At 59.3% G+C, this 13,776-nt stretch carries 15 protein-coding genes and 1 pseudogene; 9 read left to right on the forward strand and 7 right to left on the reverse strand.

What is annotated here, in order from left to right; genetic code table 11:
- Window positions 1–124 precede the first annotated feature (124 nt).
- A pseudogene (locus RAE09_RS10475) lies at window positions 125–535 on the reverse strand (IS1/IS1595 family N-terminal zinc-binding domain-containing protein); the annotation flags it as partial.
- 426 nt (window positions 536–961) lie between these two features.
- Between RAE09_RS10475 and RAE09_RS10480 the strand changes: the two are divergent.
- From RAE09_RS10480 to RAE09_RS10520, 9 genes are all read left to right on the forward strand, one after another.
- Entirely contained in the window at window positions 962–1,576 is a 615-nt protein-coding gene (locus RAE09_RS10480) for an ECF transporter S component (protein WP_150850538.1), read from the forward strand.
- 14 nt (window positions 1,577–1,590) lie between these two features.
- Window positions 1,591–3,018, forward strand: coding sequence for an ABC transporter ATP-binding protein (locus RAE09_RS10485; RefSeq protein ID WP_316981647.1), 1,428 nt, complete (start codon window positions 1,591–1,593; stop codon window positions 3,016–3,018).
- On the forward strand, window positions 3,011–3,781 hold the full coding sequence (locus tag RAE09_RS10490) for an energy-coupling factor transporter transmembrane component T family protein (protein ID WP_316981648.1): 771 nt from the start codon (window positions 3,011–3,013) through the stop codon (window positions 3,779–3,781). Before RAE09_RS10485 ends, RAE09_RS10490 begins: the two co-directional genes overlap by 8 nt.
- 26 nt (window positions 3,782–3,807) lie before the next feature.
- Window positions 3,808–4,359 carry a nucleoside/nucleotide kinase family protein gene (locus RAE09_RS10495; protein ID WP_316981649.1) on the forward strand — a complete coding sequence of 184 codons (552 nt, stop codon included), beginning with the start codon at window positions 3,808–3,810 and terminating at the stop codon, window positions 4,357–4,359.
- A gap of 234 nt (window positions 4,360–4,593) precedes the next feature.
- On the forward strand, window positions 4,594–4,965 hold the full coding sequence (gene rpsL, locus RAE09_RS10500; RefSeq protein WP_005322866.1) for a 30S ribosomal protein S12: 372 nt from the start codon (window positions 4,594–4,596) through the stop codon (window positions 4,963–4,965).
- 6 nt (window positions 4,966–4,971) lie between these two features.
- Window positions 4,972–5,439, forward strand: coding sequence for a 30S ribosomal protein S7 (rpsG, locus tag RAE09_RS10505; protein ID WP_005322865.1), 468 nt, complete (start codon window positions 4,972–4,974; stop codon window positions 5,437–5,439).
- Window positions 5,440–5,761: 322 nt separating this feature from the next.
- Window positions 5,762–7,891 (forward strand): elongation factor G, encoded by a 2,130-nt coding sequence (gene fusA / locus RAE09_RS10510; RefSeq protein WP_316981650.1) that lies wholly within the window; start codon window positions 5,762–5,764, stop codon window positions 7,889–7,891.
- Between the two features lie 393 nt (window positions 7,892–8,284).
- Window positions 8,285–9,475, forward strand: a complete 1,191-nt coding sequence (tuf, locus tag RAE09_RS10515; RefSeq protein ID WP_150850534.1) for an elongation factor Tu — start codon at window positions 8,285–8,287, stop codon at window positions 9,473–9,475.
- 174 nt (window positions 9,476–9,649) lie between these two features.
- Complete coding sequence (locus RAE09_RS10520; protein WP_316981651.1) at window positions 9,650–10,348, forward strand: hypothetical protein; 699 nt, start codon at window positions 9,650–9,652, stop codon at window positions 10,346–10,348.
- On the opposite strand, the gene amaP is transcribed toward RAE09_RS10520, so the two are convergent.
- From amaP to RAE09_RS10550, 6 genes are read right to left on the reverse strand one after another with little or no spacing between them, the layout of a single operon-like run.
- Window positions 10,337–10,912 (reverse strand): alkaline shock response membrane anchor protein AmaP, encoded by a 576-nt coding sequence (gene amaP, locus RAE09_RS10525; protein ID WP_005327990.1) that lies wholly within the window; start codon window positions 10,910–10,912, stop codon window positions 10,337–10,339. The two genes, RAE09_RS10520 and amaP, sit on opposite strands and share 12 nt — an antisense overlap.
- Window positions 10,905–11,471 (reverse strand): DUF6286 domain-containing protein, encoded by a 567-nt coding sequence (locus RAE09_RS10530; protein ID WP_316981652.1) that lies wholly within the window; start codon window positions 11,469–11,471, stop codon window positions 10,905–10,907. The genes amaP and RAE09_RS10530 overlap by 8 nt, the downstream gene beginning before the upstream one ends.
- Window positions 11,464–12,429 (reverse strand): lysophospholipase, encoded by a 966-nt coding sequence (locus RAE09_RS10535; protein WP_316981653.1) that lies wholly within the window; start codon window positions 12,427–12,429, stop codon window positions 11,464–11,466. The genes RAE09_RS10530 and RAE09_RS10535 overlap by 8 nt, the downstream gene beginning before the upstream one ends.
- A complete protein-coding gene (locus RAE09_RS10540; RefSeq protein WP_005322852.1) occupies window positions 12,429–12,623 on the reverse strand; it encodes a hypothetical protein in 195 nt (64 codons plus the stop codon). Before RAE09_RS10540 ends, RAE09_RS10535 begins: the two co-directional genes overlap by 1 nt.
- A gap of 2 nt (window positions 12,624–12,625) precedes the next feature.
- Window positions 12,626–12,973: a hypothetical protein gene (locus tag RAE09_RS10545; RefSeq protein WP_049378862.1), complete on the reverse strand. Its 348-nt coding sequence runs from the start codon at window positions 12,971–12,973 to the stop codon at window positions 12,626–12,628.
- Window positions 12,974–12,978: 5 nt separating this feature from the next.
- On the reverse strand, window positions 12,979–13,458 hold the full coding sequence (locus RAE09_RS10550; RefSeq protein WP_005322849.1) for an Asp23/Gls24 family envelope stress response protein: 480 nt from the start codon (window positions 13,456–13,458) through the stop codon (window positions 12,979–12,981).
- Between the last annotated feature and the right edge of the window lie 318 nt (window positions 13,459–13,776).

A 13,776-nucleotide genomic window follows, 5' to 3' on the forward strand; every position in this document is an offset into this window, starting at 1 on the left:
GTTTTCGTAGAGGGCTACAGCATCACGTTTGAACTGTTCGGAGTACCTAGGCATGGTGGTAGATTACCTTTCTTCCCAACCCAACCGGGCTGGATATCAGGTGTCTACCTAACGGGGGCCAAGTCCAGGACCACGAGGATTCTTTCGTGCACCAGAACCAATTGATGACATGGCTGGAGTCGGCAGCTACAACAAGGCACTTGGTGTTGAAGTAGGTGCCGTCGATGAAGACTTGATCGTAGATTCGCTGCTTATCAACGCTTCGGGGAGGTTGGATAAGCCAGAACGGTTTAAAGCGTCGTTGCAAAGTTCGCGTTGAAACACCGCAGGTTTTAGCTGTTTCTTCCAGGCTGTTGCTGGAGGTGAGCCAGAAAATGAAAAGGCGGAACCATTTGGCGTGCACGGCATCGTTATTCACGCGGGTGAAGGTGGCCTTGCAGGTGCGGCATCGCCATCGTTGGCGCCCAGCACTCGTTGTTCCGTGTTTCGTGCATGTCCCGCCGCAGACGGGGCATCGAGGATGATTTTTACTCATCCCCTCATCGTGAACCTAGGTGCCTAGCACACCGGCATGTCTTTGGCGATATTTCATGGTTGAAGCTGGAATATCCCTTTGGATAAGTGAAATAGTCCTAATATCAGCACGCCAAACCGACTAACCAAATAATCTCACCAACACATCCTGTCGTTTAGGCCTGCTTGGGTGGTTAGGGGAAGAAGGGGGCGTCGGCAAGCGTGGGCTTGTGGGGAAACTAATGCTGGTGCGTTGGGGAGGGCTTGCTAGGATGAATGCAGCTTTTGGTCAGGTTGTCTTAAACTCCTGGCGCAAGCGTTTGAAAACTGCACACATCACGGGTGCTTGTCCGCTGCCATTGCGCAGTTGAGATGGGCTGAGACGCCGCCAGATGCGCGGTGAACCGTAGAACCTGATCCGGGTAATGCCGGCGAGAGGGAGGAAATTATGACTACTAATACACGTGTGTCCGCTGCCCCAAAGCGCAGCCTGAACTGGCGCGTGGTCGATATTGTGGTGGCGTCCGTTTTGGGCGTGGCCTGCGGAGTTTTATTCCTGGTATGGAATGCAGTGGGTTATGCCTGGTTTGAAGCCATGGACGCTGTGACCCCGGGCTTGGGAGGCATTGCTACTGGTATTTGGCTTATCGGTGGTGTGCTGGGTGGCCTGATTATTCGCAAGCCGGGTGCGGCCATCTATGTCGAGGTTTTGGCCGCCACCGTATCGGCGGTGCTGGGCTCCCAGTGGGGCATTAGCACCCTGTATTCGGGCCTGGCGCAGGGCATTGGTGTGGAAATCATCCTGGCGATCTTCCTGTACCGCAAGTTTGGCCTGGGAGTATCGATTCTGTCCGGCATGGCAGCGGGCTGGGGCGCCTTTATCCTGGAGCTGTTTACCTCCGGCAACCTGGCTCGTTCCTTTGAGTTCAACCTCATCTACTTGGTTACCTTGAGTATCTCCGGTGCCGTCTTGGCTGGTGCGCTGGGCTTCTTCCTGGTCAAGGCGCTGGCCAAGACCGGTGGCTTGGATCGCTTTGCTGCAGGCCGTGAACAGCGCGCTTAGGGCGTGTTGCGTACGTGTCTGATTGTGCATCATTGGCGGGAAACGCCACCAAGATAACGGCCCGCGGATTCGGTTGGACCCATGCCGGGCGCAGCGAGCCGGCGCTGTCCGATATTGACGTGGTCATCGAGCCCGGTGAACGCGTGCTTCTCTGTGGCGACTCTGGGTCCGGCAAATCCACCTTCCTTGCGGCTATGGCCGGGGTATTGGGCTCCGATGAGGAAGGAACCCGCACGGGTGAGCTTCTTTTGGAGGATTCCAGCGGCCTGGTGGAGGAGCCGGGGCACACCATCCCGGTGGGGCTGGTGCTTCAGGACCCGGATTCGCAGGTGATCTCCGCGCGCGTGGGCGATGACATTGCCTTCGGCTGCGAGAACCTGGCGTATCCGCGCGAGGAAATCTGGCGCCGCGTGGCCGCGGCCAAGGAACTGGTTGGCCCATTCGTGGATCTGGATTTTCCCACCGAGCGGCTCTCCGGTGGGCAGAAGCAGCGCTTGGCGCTCGCCGGTGTCATCGCTATGGGTGCGGGCGTAGTGCTTCTTGATGAACCCACGGCCAACCTTGACCCCGCCGGCGCGCGCGATGTGGTGCGCGCCGTAGCTAGGCTGGTGGAAGAAACCGGCGCGACACTGGTGGTGGTAGAACATCAGCACGCGGCGTGGGACGGTGTGCTCGACCGCGCAGTGGAGCTAGACCGCGGGCGCATCGTGGCCGATACTTCCTTCGCGGAGGTGGCCGAGCGCCGCCAGGTCTCCGGCCTGCCGCAGGCGCGCCGCCTTGGCGAGGCCGAGCTGGCGCAGCGCGAAGCCGCGCTGTGGAGCACCGACCTCGTCACGCGTTATGGGCCACCACGCACGATTGCGCTGCCGGCGGGAGCCTCGACGGTCATTACCGGGCCGAATGGCGCGGGTAAGTCCACCTGGTTGATGACCATGGCCGGGTTGCTGCCGGCTAAATCCGGGGAAATTGGGGTGGCCGATTTCGTGCGTCGCGGGGTCAAGGGGTCGCCGCTGCGCTGGAAATCGCGCGAGCTGGCGGACCGCATTGGCTTTGTCTTCCAGAACCCGGAGCACCAATTCGTCGCCCGCACGGTGGCCGAGGAACTACGGGTTGCGCCCAAGGTAATGCGCGTGGACCCGCCGGAGGAGAGGATCGCGCAGCTGGTGGAATCACTCCGGCTGGAGCATCTCTTGGGGGCCAACCCGTTTACGCTTTCAGGCGGCGAGAAGCGGCGCCTATCGGTGGCTACTGCCTTGGTCACCGCGCCGTCGGTGCTGCTCTTGGATGAGCCCACCTTTGGGCAAGACCCCCAGACCTTTGTGGAGCTGGTGCGCTTGCTGCGGCAATTGGCAGATGATGGCACCACCATCGCCTCTATTACCCATGACCCGCTATTTATCCAGGCCTTGGGGGATCACCGAGTGGAGGTTCACGGTGCCTAATCTTTTGCGCGGGGCTAACCCGCTAAGCCGCATCTTTTTGATGTTTATCTGGGTTACCCCACTATTGGCCTCCATTGACTGGGTCTCGGCCGCGGTATCGCTGTCGCTTACCCTGATCCTTGCGCCGCTGTGCGGGGTGTCATGGGTGCGGCTTTTTAAATCCGGGTGGTTCCTGTTTCTCATTGCGCCGATTTCTGGCATCTCGATGCTGTTGTACGGCGAGCCTGGTGGTAAAGAGTATTTCAGTTGGTGGCTGGTGCAGGTCACCGAAAATTCCCTGACCCTCGCGATCGCCATTACACTGCGTGTCTTTGCTGTGGCGCTGCCCATGGTGGTCTTGGCTCGCGATATTGACCCGACAGAACTGGGCGATGCGCTCTCGCAGATCCTCAAGCTGCCCTCGCGCTTTGTCATTGGTGCGGTCGCCGGGGTGCGTATGATGACGCTCTTCCAGTCCGATTGGCAGTCGTTGGGGATGGCGCGCAGGGCGAGGGGACTGACGGACGTCGGCAAGCTGCAGCATTTGCTGACCATGTCGTTTGGCCTTCTGGTAATTGCGCTGCGCCGCGGTGGCAAGTTGGCAACCGCCATGGAGGCGCGCGGTTTCGGCCGTACCCCGCCTGGCGGTGGGAAGCGCTCGTGGGCGCGTGAGTCGCGGCTGCGAGCCCGCGATGGGTGGATCATGGCCCTAGGTACTGTCCTCGCTTTTGTACCGGTGGTAGTTTCGGTACTCACTGGGGCCTGGAGATTCTTCGGCCTATAAACCGCGAAAGCAGTGATTGAGCGACCATGGACTTTGATAGCCAACAAGAGCGCCTTTTAGAGGACATCGTCAAGCTGGCCGCAGCCAGAAAGCGCGCCTTCAAGCCGGTGACCGTGCTTGTCGACGGCCCCTCGGGCGCCGGCAAAACCTGGACCTCCGCAGCGCTGGCTGAGCGCACTAATTGGCGGGTGGTGCACCTCGACGAGTTTTATCCCGGCTGGCATGGCCTGGATAAAGGCTCGGATATGGTGGCCGAGCAGGTATTGCGCACCATGAACCCCGGCTACTGGCGCTGGGATTGGGAAGCAGGCGCCCCGGGCGACTGGGCCAGCTTGGATGTGCGCGATGACCTCATCGTAGAAGGCGTGGGCTCGGTAACCGCGACCAATATAGCCGCGGCCAAGGAGAGGGGAGCGGTAGTAAGCGTGCTTATCGATGGCCCCCGCGACCTACGCCGCGAACGCGCCATCGCCCGCGAGCCTGACTACGAGCAGTGGTTTGAAACCTGGGAAGAACAGGAAAAGGACTACTTTGCTACCAAGGCCGCCGAGGGGGACCTGGTCTGGAAATGGTCCTAGCAGCAGGAAGGCGCCGATCGCGTTTTGTATAAAGCGCGGTCGGTTTGCTACTCTAAACGTCAGTTCACTATGCGTGCCTTTCTAAGGCGCGCGGTGAAGAGTCTGATCCTTTACAAAGCACCGGCCTTGGAAAGAGTTCTGGACATGCGGCAGCGCCCCGGGAAAGAGCGCCTATTTTTGCATGTTTGGTTCCTTTCTTTTGGTAACGGTGCGATACGACAGAAAGACTGTTAAATGCCAACTATTCAGCAGCTGGTCCGCAAGGGCCGCCACGATAAGCGTAAAGAGGTTTCCACCGCTGCGCTGAAGGGTTCCCCGCAGCGTCGCGGCGTGTGCACCCGCGTGTACACCACCACTCCTAAGAAGCCGAACTCCGCACTGCGTAAGGTTGCTCGTGTTCGCCTGACCACCGGTATTGAGGTTTCCGCCTACATTCCGGGCGAGGGCCACAACCTGCAGGAGCACTCCATGGTCCTCGTTCGCGGCGGCCGTGTGAAGGACCTTCCTGGTGTTCGTTACAAGATCATCCGCGGCGCTCTGGATACCCAGGGTGTCAAGGACCGTAAGCAGGCACGTTCCCGTTACGGCGCAAAGAAGGGACAGTAATAAACAATGCGTAAGAATGCTGCTCCGAAGCGTCCTGTAGTCAAGGACCCGGTATACAACTCCGAGCAGGTAACCATGCTCGTCAACAAGATCCTCCAGGACGGCAAGAAGTCCACCGCAGAGCGCATCGTCTACGGCGCTCTCGAGGCTTGCCGTGAGAAGACCGGTACCGATCCGGTTGGCACCCTGGAGAAGGCACTGGGCAACATCCGCCCAGACCTCGAGGTTCGCTCCCGCCGTGTCGGTGGCGCTACCTACCAGGTGCCGGTTGAGGTTCGCCCTGACCGTGCAAACACCCTGGCACTGCGCTGGATGGTGACCTTCACCCGTCAGCGTCGCGAGAACTCCATGATCGAGCGTCTCGCAAACGAGATCCTGGACGCCTCCAACGGCCTCGGCGCTTCCGTTAAGCGTCGTGAGGATACTCACAAGATGGCAGAGGCCAACCGCGCCTTCGCCCACTACCGCTGGTAATTTCAGCACCCACATCAATGGCCCAAGCAACGAGAAACAAGTTTCGCGCTGGCTGCCGGCAGGTTTCCTGCCGCGGCAACACAAAACTCCATATCTCTTGCTTGGGCCATTTTTTGCCCTTATGGGTGTGATCTCTGGGCGGTATCCCTGCCCAGTCCAGCGGCATCGTGGAGTGTCCAGTACACTGAAGCGATGGAAGTCTAGGGGCAGAATGCTCCGAGGACGGCCAATAGTGGCAAAAATATACATGACCTTATCCATGCAGGCGTCATAGCCAGAAACCTGGTCACGGCGTCGACGACTATTAAGTTGGGGTATAAACGTGGCACAAGAAGTGCTTAAGGATCTGAACAAGGTCCGCAACATCGGCATCATGGCCCACATCGATGCTGGTAAGACGACCACCACCGAGCGTATTCTCTTCTACACCGGTATTAACCGCAAGGTGGGCGAGACCCACGACGGTGCGTCCACCACTGACTGGATGGAGCAGGAGAAGGAACGCGGCATCACCATTACCTCCGCTGCCGTGACCTGCTTCTGGGAAAACAACCAGATCAACATCATCGACACCCCGGGTCACGTTGACTTCACCGTTGAGGTCGAGCGTTCCCTGCGTGTTCTCGACGGCGCCGTCGCAGTCTTCGACGGCAAGGAGGGCGTTGAGCCGCAGTCCGAGCAGGTGTGGCGTCAGGCAGCTAAGTACGACGTTCCGCGTATCTGCTTTGTTAACAAGATGGACAAGCTGGGCGCTGACTTCTACTTCACCGTTCAGACCATCATCGACCGCCTGGGCGCCAAGCCATTGGTTATGCAGCTGCCGATCGGCGCTGAGGATGACTTCGACGGCGTTGTAGACCTGCTGAACATGCAGGCAATCACCTGGCGTGGCAAGGTTGAGACCGGCGCTGAGCCTACCTACGAGGAAATCCCAGAGGACCTCAAGGACAAGGCGGAAGAATACCGCGAGAAGCTGGTTGAGACCGTTGCTGAGTCCGACGAAGAGCTCATGGAAAAGTACTTCGGCGGCGAGGAACTCACCATTGAGGAGCTCAAGGCCGGCATCCGTAAGCTCACCATTAACTCTGAGGTTTACCCGGTTTACTGCGGTACTGCATACCGCAACAAGGGTGTACAGCCACTGCTCGACGCCGTCGTTGACTTCCTGCCAAGCCCACTGGACGTCGGCGAGGTTATCGGCCACGCGGTAGGAAACGAGGACGAGGAGCTCACCCGTAAGCCTTCCGTTGAGTCCCCGTTCTCCGCACTGGCATTCAAGATTGCTGCTCACCCATTCTTCGGTCAGCTGACCTTCACCCGCGTTTACTCCGGCCAGGTCACCCCGGGTACCGAGGTTATGAACTCCACCAAGGGCAAGAAGGAGCGCATTGGTAAGCTCTTCCAGATGCACGCCAACAAGGAAAACCCTGTTGAGCAGGCAGATGCCGGTAACATCTACGCTGTTATCGGTCTGAAGGAGACCACCACCGGTGACACTCTGTGTGACAAGGATGACCAGATCATCCTCGAGTCCATGGACTTCCCGGATCCGGTTATTAAGGTTTCCATCGAGCCGAAGACCAAGGCCGACCAGGAGAAGCTGGGTACCGCTATCCAGAAGCTGGCTGCTGAGGACCCAACCTTCACCGTTGAGCTGGATGAAGAGACCGGCCAGACTGTTATCGGCGGCATGGGCGAGCTCCACCTTGACGTTCTGGTTGACCGCATGAAGCGCGAGTTCAAGGTCGAGGCAAACATCGGTAACCCGCAGGTTGCCTACCGTGAGACCATCCGCAAGAAGGTTGAGTCCATGGAATACACCCACAAGAAGCAGACCGGTGGTTCCGGCCAGTTCGCAAAGGTTATCTGCACCATCGAGCCGTACAACCCGGACCCGGAGACCCTGGAAGAGGGCGAGTCCGCAACCTACGCATTCGACAATGCCGTTACCGGTGGCCGCGTTCCGAAGGAATACATCCCGTCCGTTGACGCAGGTATCCAGGACGCAATGCAGTACGGCTACCTGGCTGGCTTCCCGATGGTTAACATCAAGGCCACCCTGGAAGACGGCGCTTACCACGACGTCGACTCCTCCGAGATGGCCTTCAAGCTGGCCGGCTCCCAGGTCTTCAAGGAAGCAATGGCCAAGGCTAAGCCGGTTCTGCTCGAGCCGATGATGGCCGTTGAGGTTGTTACCCCTGAGGAGTACATGGGTACCGTTAACGGTGACATCTCCTCCCGCCGTGGCCAGGTCTTCGCTATGGAAGACCGCTCCGGTGCGAAGGTTGTTAAGGCTAAGGTGCCGCTGTCCGAGATGTTCGGTTACATCGGTGACCTGCGTTCTTCCACCGCAGGCCGCGCAAACTTCACCATGGTCTTCGATTCCTACGCAGAGGTTCCTTCCTCCGTGGCACAGGAGATCATCGAGGAGCGCACCGGCGGTGCTAACTAAGCGCTAGCCCCCGTCTCCTCCGCGGTTTAGTCGGGCTGGTACTCTTCGCCAGTAGATGCCAGACCCGCCGCGGGGCGGGACAACTGGGCCAGGGTAGCGGCGGGCTGAGTTTGCAGCTTAGTCTTCTAAGTTGTGAGTTGAGCCGGCCGTTACCCTCCCAGGATCCTTTTCAAAAGATTCTTGTCGAGGGAAATGGCCGCGATTTTTCGCGGGGTTACCTCCTATAACGGCGGTTTGAAAAAACCGCGACATAAATCTAGGATCGTGTAACTGGCACGTAAAGAAAGCGTCATTAGCGCTTTGCCCCACATACTGTGGGTCGGGTGCCAATGACAACTGTCAACCACGTGGCTGCGAAGGTCGTAGCCACCATATAGTCCAGGAGGACATACAGTGGCAAAGGAGAAGTTCGAGCGTACGAAGCCGCATGTGAACATCGGCACCATCGGACACGTCGACCACGGCAAGACCACCACCACCGCAGCGATCACCAAGGTTCTGGCTGACCAGTACCCTGAGGAGAACGAGGCATTCGCGTTCGACATGATCGACAAGGCTCCTGAGGAGAAGGAGCGCGGTATTACCATCAACATCTCCCACGTTGAGTACTCCACCCCGAAGCGCCACTACGCACACGTTGACGCTCCGGGCCACGCCGACTACATCAAGAACATGATTACCGGCGCTGCTCAGATGGACGGCGCTATCCTGGTTGTTGCTGCAACCGATGGCCCGATGCCGCAGACCCGCGAGCACGTTCTGCTTGCTCGCCAGGTTGGCGTTCCTTACATCCTCGTTGCACTGAACAAGTGCGACATGGTTGATGATGAGGAAATCATCGAGCTCGTTGAGATGGAGATCCGTGAGCTGCTCGCAGAGCAGGACTACGATGAGGAAGCTCCTATCGTTCACATCTCCGCTCTGAAGGCTCTCGAGGGCGATGACAAGTGGGTACAGTCCGTCGTTGACCTGATGGAAGCCTGCGACAACTCCATCCCGGATCCGGAGCGCGCTACCGACCAGCCGTTCCTGATGCCTATCGAGGACATCTTCACCATTACCGGCCGCGGTACCGTTGTTACCGGCCGTGTTGAGCGTGGCCGTCTGAACGTCAACGAGGACGTTGAGATCATCGGTATCCAGGAGAAGTCCCAGACCACCACCGTTACCGGTATCGAGATGTTCCGCAAGATGATGGACTACACCGAGGCTGGCGACAACTGTGGTCTGCTTCTGCGTGGTACCAAGCGTGAGGACGTTGAGCGTGGCCAGGTTGTTATCAAGCCGGGCGCTTACACCCCGCACACCAAGTTCGAGGGTTCCGTCTACGTCCTGAAGAAGGAAGAAGGCGGCCGCCACACCCCGTTCATGAACAACTACCGTCCGCAGTTCTACTTCCGTACCACGGACGTTACCGGTGTTGTTCACCTGCCAGAGGGCACCGAGATGGTTATGCCTGGCGACAACGTTGAGATGTCCGTTGAGCTCATCCAGCCGGTCGCTATGGACGAGGGCCTGCGCTTCGCTATCCGCGAGGGCTCCCGCACCGTCGGCGCTGGCCGCGTTACCAAGGTTGTCGAGTAATCGACACCCCGTAACCGCTCAGTAGAGCTTTAAAGAGTCCGCTCCACCTTCGGGTGGGGCGGATTTTTTTGATCTATATTTCACGCTCGCCCCATATGGTGTTCCTGCCGTCCGTACAATTCTTTTGGGTTGCGATGGGCCCGGTATTCTTGGGCCGGTATAGTCTGTAGGGATATGGATGACCCCACCCGCATCGATCCCACGCTTGAGTCCCTCCGCCGCGCCTGGGAGGGCCAGCCCGACCTCAGCCTTCCCACTTTCTTTGCCATGCTGGCTAATCAAGGCATTGGATGGGGTGCCACCGACGCCGAACTCGTTGCGGAATTGGAGCGCCAGGCGGACGTGCATCCGCCCTTGCTTCCCTTGGAGGGCGGACGCATTGCGGCAGGGGAATGGCTCGTGCTTGCCGACGCCCCCACCTACCGCATCACCGCCACCCCTACCCACATCATCGTGCGCCGCCCCGAAACCCAGCCTGTGGTGTGGGCCTATGAGTCCATTCGTCCCACGGGCCCTGGCCGCCCATTTACCATTCGGGATACCGAGGGCTTTGAACACCGCTTTGGCGTGGTCTCAAGTCTCATGCGGCTAAGTGCTGAGTGCCCAGACCTTAATGACCTGAAGCGGCAGGATTTGGGTGATTTCGTGTTCATCCTTCGCTTCGCAGCGGCCATCGGTGTGCTCGATCATGGGCTACACCTATTTGCCAAAGAAAACCGCCGCGTAACTCGCCAGGACTACTCTTGGCAGCGCATAGAAAAATGCCGCCCCGGCGAGGAACTGGAAATCATCCTCGGGGGCGGCGAGTCGGCCCGCCTTGGGACCGTTCAGGAGATCTTGGTGGCGGAGACTCCTAACCCGTTATTCGGATAGGTCCTTCATCGGACCTACCTTGCTGAACTGCAGCTTGTAAATGGTGTCCAAATCGGCGTCGGGAAACGCTGCGCGGAAATCGCGTTCATTGGTTTCAACCGCACCGGTAAGGCGCTCCACCGGAGTGTCTGGATTTGCCGTCACTGTGTACTGCAGCGTGGGCCGCGCGCGGTCATAAGCCACGAGGCGCTCTACGTGGTCTACTCCCTTGAGTCCATCCAAATCTTGAGCCACGGCGCCGGCGATAGCGTTCATCGACGTCGTGATAGAGCCCTTGTCATTGGAGGAAGCGGACTCCACGTTATTAAAGCGGCGGTGGCGCAGGTTAGCCACCACAATCCACAGCCCCAGAATAAGTAGCAGTGCGGAGCCACCGGCTAGCGCCCATACCCACCAGTCATTGTCCGCCAAGCTCTTCCACGTATCGTGGTCCACCCACAGGGCTAAGTACTTGGCAAATTCCACGTTGAAGTGGATCAAGATGGGCCACACGCCCAAAGCGATGAGGATGATTCCCAGCAGGCCCAGCAGGATGCGGTCAAAGGTAGCAAGTTTTCTAGACATTGTTATCCAACTCCGGAATCTTCTCTACAGCTACGGTGACCTGCGGCGGGTTCTTGAGGTGGGCCAGGCAGCGCGTTACCGCCGTCTCCACTCGGCTCTGCAGCTCCGCATCGTCCGTATCGCCGTTAGCGGTGACCTTGGCCTTCTTGCTATCCGCGGAGGTCTGCGCCGAGGCCACGCCCGGAACCCGGCGAGCAGTAGCCGACGAGAGGCGGGCGATATCCACCGGTCGCATCCACATGGACGCGGTATCGGAGGCAAGTTGCATGTGCGTGGTGCGGCGCGTCTTCACTGCCGCGAAGAGGAAAATCAGGCCTACGACAATGGAGGCAACGCCGGCCCAGATCATCCAGGTCTGCAGCTCTTCAGTAGCAATGAGATTAAGTACCGGCTGTACCCAGGACTGGGCATCGGAGCCGGATCCCACCAGCCACGTCTCGCGCACGCCGACGACGCCCGCGGCGAGCAGTAGGAGCCCAAGGATTACGGCCCAAGTACGCGCCGCCGGAGAAGCCTTCGGCTGCTGCCCAAAGTGTTCAGGCATGTGCTGATCAGCCATTATTGCCTCCTTGTGGGCGATACGGGTTAATGGAAATGGCGCGCAAGGGCTCGGGTCGTGGCGCATCGACGTGCAACGGCCGAGGATTTGCTGGCGTGACCTCAATGCGCTTGAGCGGTTGTGGCCGCGGGGCCTTTACCGTGCGCGCAGGGGCAGACTTGGGGGCCTCGACGCGGCGCGGAGTCCACTCGTGGCGAATTTCAACCTCGCGTAGCGGCTGCGGCCGAGGAGTTGCTACCTGAACCTTCCGTGCCAGCGGACGAACCTGCCCACTAGGGATCAACCTGGCTGGGCGAGGTGCAGCCACGCTGTGCACGCGGACCGGCTTGGGTTCTCTGATCGGCCGCACCGCGTGGTCGCTTGGGGACGAAATCTCACGCGGCTCGTGGTCTGGGAGGTCAGCGGAAATGTTGCGTACCTCGGTCTCGCGCGGGGTATCCACGGACTGCACTGCGACGCCGGCGGCCGGCGCAGCGATGGTGCGCACCGGTGCCTCCTGCGGTGTGGCAATGCTGCGTACATTCACCGACTCTGCAGTGACCGGCTGCCATACCGGCGAGGGCTTGGTGTGCGGCGCAACGGCCGCAGCGACCTGGCGCTGCTCCACCTCTGCGGCAGTCACTCGCTCGCCCGGAACGGAACCGCCGACGGTGACATTGACGCGAGTTGTGGAATAACCGGTGTGCGCCGCGATGGCCTCCGAGATGGCAGCACGAGTATGTTCCGCCACCGTGGTGACCGGCGAAGGCCACACCACGCCAATGGTGGCGTTGACGGCCGCTACCTCGCGCTCTGAGTCCATTTGGACCGAGACCCGTGGAAAACCGCGGCCGCCGATGCCCGCTAGCTTGGCCTCTATAGCCTTGGTGCCGGGCACGCTAGCAATCGCGGCGGTAACGATGCGTTCCATGGTCCGCAGCGAGATACGCGTGTGGCCCTGAGTGGAACTATCTGTCATTAACCTTGGCCTTTCTCCTTACCAATGAGGCCATTCCACACAGAAGTGAGATCGATACGGCCATCAAAGTGTGCTCCCACAATGCCGCCGATTGCGGCAAGGAGTACGGCGAGCAAAGTAGGACCCCAGCCTAGGTACAAAAAGAAGGCAAGAATAAGGCCGGAAATGATGCCCAAAGTGGTGTAATTCTTCATATCTATTCCTTCGATGGAGCAGCGGATAAGCCATCTACGGCGTCAGAAAACTCAACGTCAATGCGCTGCAGTTCGGGACAAGCCCCACGGGCGGCGGACCGAATATCTTCTGCCAAGGCATACAGGTCCGGCGCGGCGCTGATATCAACGCGAATGTTGATCTGCAGGTGGCGATCATCGCGCGGGTCGGGCCGCCGCATGCCGACGATGCGCTCGCCGGGGAGGTACAAACTCACCGAACCGAACGAACCGCCGTCGAGCGCGGCGACACCGCGTACCTTCTGGACTGCCTCTGCAATAGCGCGGGCGTGGCTTACCTCGAGCTCGAAACGTGCTCGGGGCTCAGGCATTGGGCTTAAGCCTGACCCTGGTTCAAAGCAGCCTGGTCTTCTGCCTCGGACTCATCCTTTGGCAGCTTTACGTCGTGAACAACAACGTTGACGCGCTCGACGCTCAGGCCCGTCATGCGCTCAACGGCATTCATGATGTTGCGGCGGATGGCCTCGGCGAGCTCGTGGATGGCCACGCCGTACTCAGCGGTGATGGCAATGTCGATGCGAGCGGTGCCGTCCGCTACCTCTACGTCCACACCCTGGCGAACGTCCTCAGAAGCACCGAAGGACTCGCGGATATTGCCAATCATGCGGGCTCCGCCGCCACCCAGGGCATCCACGCCGGAAACCTCGCGGGCAGCGATGCCGGCAATCTTGGACACCACGACATCATCGATGGTGGTGGTGCCGTACTGGGTTTCCAGGTTGTTATTGACCTCGCGCTCCTCGGAAGCAGGAACCTGGTTGTCAGAGTTTTGTGCAGGGGTCTTGTTTTCAGACATGGGCGAGTAAGCCTTTCTCTATTGGGTGATGCATGAACGCGATATTCAACTATCTAGGCAGGACAAAGAGTCCACAGCCATTACCTCCGAGCTTAGATACTTCTGAGCCGAGTGTGGGGTGCGAGGCAACAAAATTTTCCAAAACGTGATTTTTGGCACGGTTTAATACGCGGTTTGAAAAACCGCAGCCCAACATGCTTAAATACAAAGGTTGCTTTAACAGGGCAGCGAGAACCGAGGTTCGGTGAAGGCGGCGGACGTCGCCAAGCATGAGCCTCGGGGAGACGCTGAGCTGGTAAAGCGAACATGACACCTTCG

Origin of the sequence: Corynebacterium tuberculostearicum (genome assembly GCF_032821615.1) — a bacterium.
GTDB lineage: Bacteria > Actinomycetota > Actinomycetes > Mycobacteriales > Mycobacteriaceae > Corynebacterium > Corynebacterium tuberculostearicum_H.

Excerpts from the sequence above, each read along its gene's own strand:
- RAE09_RS10480 (WP_150850538.1), top strand. The coding sequence starts at position 962 with ATGACTACTAATACACGTGTGTCCGCTGCCCCAAAGCGCAGCCTGAAC.
- RAE09_RS10495 (WP_316981649.1), top strand. The coding sequence starts at position 3,808 with ATGGACTTTGATAGCCAACAAGAGCGCCTTTTAGAGGACATCGTCAAG.
- rpsL (WP_005322866.1), top strand. The coding sequence starts at position 4,594 with ATGCCAACTATTCAGCAGCTGGTCCGCAAGGGCCGCCACGATAAGCGT.
- rpsG (WP_005322865.1), top strand. The coding sequence starts at position 4,972 with ATGCGTAAGAATGCTGCTCCGAAGCGTCCTGTAGTCAAGGACCCGGTA.
- RAE09_RS10520 (WP_316981651.1), top strand. The coding sequence starts at position 9,650 with ATGGATGACCCCACCCGCATCGATCCCACGCTTGAGTCCCTCCGCCGC.
- amaP (WP_005327990.1), bottom strand. The coding sequence starts at position 10,912 with ATGTCTAGAAAACTTGCTACCTTTGACCGCATCCTGCTGGGCCTGCTG.
- RAE09_RS10530 (WP_316981652.1), bottom strand. The coding sequence starts at position 11,471 with ATGGCTGATCAGCACATGCCTGAACACTTTGGGCAGCAGCCGAAGGCT.
- RAE09_RS10535 (WP_316981653.1), bottom strand. The coding sequence starts at position 12,429 with ATGACAGATAGTTCCACTCAGGGCCACACGCGTATCTCGCTGCGGACC.
- RAE09_RS10540 (WP_005322852.1), bottom strand. The coding sequence starts at position 12,623 with ATGAAGAATTACACCACTTTGGGCATCATTTCCGGCCTTATTCTTGCC.
- RAE09_RS10545 (WP_049378862.1), bottom strand. The coding sequence starts at position 12,973 with ATGCCTGAGCCCCGAGCACGTTTCGAGCTCGAGGTAAGCCACGCCCGC.
- RAE09_RS10550 (WP_005322849.1), bottom strand. The coding sequence starts at position 13,458 with ATGTCTGAAAACAAGACCCCTGCACAAAACTCTGACAACCAGGTTCCT.